At 67.0% G+C, this 3,674-nt stretch carries 2 protein-coding genes; both read left to right on the top strand.

What is annotated here, in order from left to right; all coding sequences use genetic code 11:
* Positions 1 to 100 precede the first annotated feature (100 nt).
* Complete coding sequence (gene secF / locus AC5RUJ_RS12610; RefSeq protein WP_494023015.1) at positions 101 to 1,096, top strand: protein translocase subunit SecF; 996 nt, start codon at positions 101 to 103, stop codon at positions 1,094 to 1,096.
* A gap of 270 nt (positions 1,097 to 1,366) precedes the next feature.
* Positions 1,367 to 3,577: a RelA/SpoT family protein gene (locus AC5RUJ_RS12605; protein ID WP_494014064.1), complete on the top strand. Its 2,211-nt coding sequence runs from the start codon at positions 1,367 to 1,369 to the stop codon at positions 3,575 to 3,577.
* Positions 3,578 to 3,674 lie beyond the last annotated feature (97 nt).

Genomic DNA, 3,674 nt, shown 5'->3' with positions numbered 1-3,674 from the left:
CGAAGCCGACCGCCGCCAGACCATCGCCGAACGCCGGGCGGCCGAGAAGCAGCGCGCCACCAGCGGCGCGGGCCGCGGGTCCGACAAGGAGAGCAACTAAATGGCCAACTTTGCTAAGTGGGGCAACGATCTCTACACCGGCAAGCGCTCCTACGACTTTGTCTCCAAGTACAGGCTCTGGTTCGGCATTGCCGCCGCCGCGATCCTCCTGTCCATCGTGGTGCCGTTCGTCAAGGGCGGGTTCAACCTGGGCATCGACTTCCGCGGCGGCTCCGAGTTCACCGTGTCCAACGTGGAAAACACCGACGTCGGCCCCGGCGAGGCGGCCGTGGCCCAAGTCGCGGCGGATGCCGATCCCCGGGTGACGAACATCGCCCCGGGGACCATGCGGATCCAGACCGAGCGGCTGGACGACGACCAGACCCTGGAACTGCGCGACGCCCTCGTCGAAGCCTACGACGTCGAGTCAGACGAGGTGACGTCCTCGTATGTCGGTCCCACCTGGGGTGCGGACGTCACCCGGCAGGCGATCTGGGGCCTGGTGGTGTTCGTTGTGCTGGCGGCGATCATGATGGCGTTGTACTTCCGGACCTGGAAGATGTCCGTCGCCGCGCTCAGCGGCCTGGTGGTGGTGCTCATCGTGACCGCCGGCATCTATTCGCTGAGCGACTTCGAGGTGACGCCCTCGGCGATCATCGGCTTCCTGACCATTTTGGGGTACTCGCTGTACGACACGGTGGTGGTCTTCGACAAGATCCGCGAGAACACGGAAGACCTGGACAAGTCCACCAGGAGGACCTTCGCGGAGGAGGTCAATCTCGCCGTGAACCAGACTCTGGTCCGGTCCATCAACACCTCCGTGGTCGCCGTCCTGCCGGTCGCCGCCATCTTGTTCATCGGCGCGTTCCTGCTCGGCGCCGGCACGTTGAAGGACGTGTCCCTGGCACTGTTCATCGGCATCATCATCGGCACCGCCACCACAATCTTCATTGCGGCGCCGATGTATGCGCGGCTCCGGGCCAAGGAACCGGCGCTGCTCAAGCAGGCCAAGAAGGTGGAAGAACGGCGCCGCACCGAGGCCGCCCCCGTCGGGTGATGCCGCACCGGAACGACCGGGCCGCCGGACGAGCATAGAATGGTTTGCGGAACAGTGCTGGGCTGTGCGCCGCTGCCTTGCGGGCTGTAGCGTCGGTTCCAGGACTCATCGGGAAGGCGGGAAGGATTGGCCGAACACCTCAGGTCGACAGACCAGGCCAGTGACGCCGGTGTGACACCGGATCCTGGTCCTTCTGTGGTGCCCGCGGCCGCCGAAGTCCCGGGCAACGCACCGGTCCGCCATGCCTTCCCGGGGCGCCGGGAACGGACGATGTCCCGGCTTGCCCGGCTGGCCGGCCGGGGCGGGACCAGCTACTCGCCCATCCTGGAGCCGCTGCTGCGCACCGTCCGGGCCAACAACCCGCGCGAGGACTTCGACCTGATCCACCGCGCCTTCGTGGTGGCTGAGCGCAGCCACCGCGGGCAGAAACGCAAGAGCGGCGACCCGTACATCACCCACCCGGTGGCTGTGGCCACGATCCTCGCGGAACTGGGCATGACGGGCACGACGCTGGCCGCCGCCCTGCTGCACGACACCGTCGAAGACACCGAGTACACGCTCGCCGACCTGAAGGCGGAGTTCGGTCCGGAGATTGCGATGCTGGTGGACGGCGTCACCAAGCTGGACAAGGTGCAGTTCGGCGACGCGGCCCAGTCCGAGACCGTGCGCAAGATGGTCGTGGCGATGGCCAAGGACATCCGCGTCCTGGTGATCAAGCTGGCCGACCGGTTGCACAACGCCCGGACCTGGCGCTTTGTCTCGCCGGAGTCGTCGGCGAAGAAGGCGCGCGAAACCCTGGAGATCTTCGCCCCGTTGGCGCACCGGCTGGGCATGAACACCATCAAGTGGGAGCTTGAAGATCTCTCCTTCGCGGCCCTGCACCCGAAGGTCTACGAAGAGATCGTGCGGATGGTGGGGGAGCGCACCCCCGAACGGGAGAAGTACCTGACGACGCTGCGCACCAAGATCGGCGACGACCTGCGCGCCGTGAAGATCAAGGCCACGATTACCGGCCGGCCCAAGCACTACTACTCCATCTACCAGAAGATGATCGTGCGGGGTAAGGACTTCGACGACATCCACGACCTGATGGGCATCCGGGTACTGGTGGATACGGTCCGCGACTGCTACGCGGCACTCGGTGCCCTGCATGCGCGCTGGAACCCGCTGCCCGGCCGGTTCAAAGACTACATCGCCATGCCCAAGTTCAACATGTACCAGTCGCTGCACACCACGGTGATCGGCCCGGGCGGCAAGCCGGTGGAAATCCAGATCCGCACCCACGAGATGCACCGCCGCGCCGAGTACGGCGTCGCGGCCCACTGGAAGTACAAGGACATCGCCCGCGGCGGGACGGCCGACGGCGGTGACATGGGCTGGCTGCGCAGCCTGGTCGACTGGCAGCAGGAGACCAGCGACCCCGCCGAGTTCCTGGACTCCCTCCGGTTCGAAATCAACGCCAAGGAAGTCTTCGTCTTCACGCCCAAGGGCGAAGTCATGGCGCTGCCGGCAGGATCAACGCCGGTGGACTTCGCCTATGCCGTGCACACCGAGGTCGGCCACCGCACCATCGGTGCGCGGGTCAACGGCAAGCTGGTCCCGCTGAACAGCGAACTCAGCCACGGCGACTGGGTGGAGATCTTCACCTCCAAGGCGGAGGGCGCCGGTCCCAGCCAGGATTGGCAGGGCTTCGTCAAGAGCCCGCGGGCACGGAACAAGATCCGCCAATGGTTCACCAAGGAGCGCCGCGAAGAGGCGATCGAAAAGGGCAAGGACCAGCTCACCCGCGCCATGCGGAAGCAGAACCTGCCGCTGCAGAAGATGATGACGCACGACGCGTTGATGTCGGTGGCGCAGGAACTTCACCACGCCGACGTGTCGGCGCTGTACGCCGCCGTGGGCGACGGCCACACGTCCGCCCAGAACGTGATCGAGCACTTGGTCGGCCTGCTCGGCGGACGCGAGGCGGTCGAGGAGGCCGAGCCGTCGCTCCCGACGACGGTCAGGCGGCCGAAGCATCCGGACTCCGGCGTCACCGTCGTGGGGGTCGGCGACGTCTGGGTCAAGCTGGCCCGGTGCTGCACCCCGGTCCCGCCGGATCCCATCATCGGGTTCGTCACCCGGGGCTCGGGGGTGTCGGTGCACCGGTCCGACTGCCGCAACGTGGCGGAACTGCGCGAAAGCCCCGACCGGATCGTCGATGTCGCCTGGGCGCCCACCCAGTCCAGCGTGTTCCTGGTGGAGATCCAGGTCGAGGCGCTGGACCGCAAGAGCCTGCTCTCCGATGTCACCCGGGTGCTCGCCGAGAACCATGTCAATATCCTCTCCGCCACGGTGCATACCTCGAGCGACCGGCTCGCGATCTCGCGGTTCTCCTTCGAGATGGGCGACCCGAAGTACCTCAGCCATGTGCTCAGCGCGGTCCGGCGCATCGACGGCGTCTACGACGTGTACCGCACCTCGGGGTCCCAGCGCCGCTGATCCGCCCGCCCGCGGTGGGACGCCACTCCGCGGCCGCCTCGCAGGAGCGTTCCCGCCGTCAGGCCGTACCCGTCGCCGAGTCCAGGCGCTGCAGGGC

This window comes from Arthrobacter sp. Y3223164 (assembly GCF_059091005.1).
Note: the sequence above shows the minus strand (reverse complement) of the source record. Positions and strands in the feature narration are given on the sequence as shown.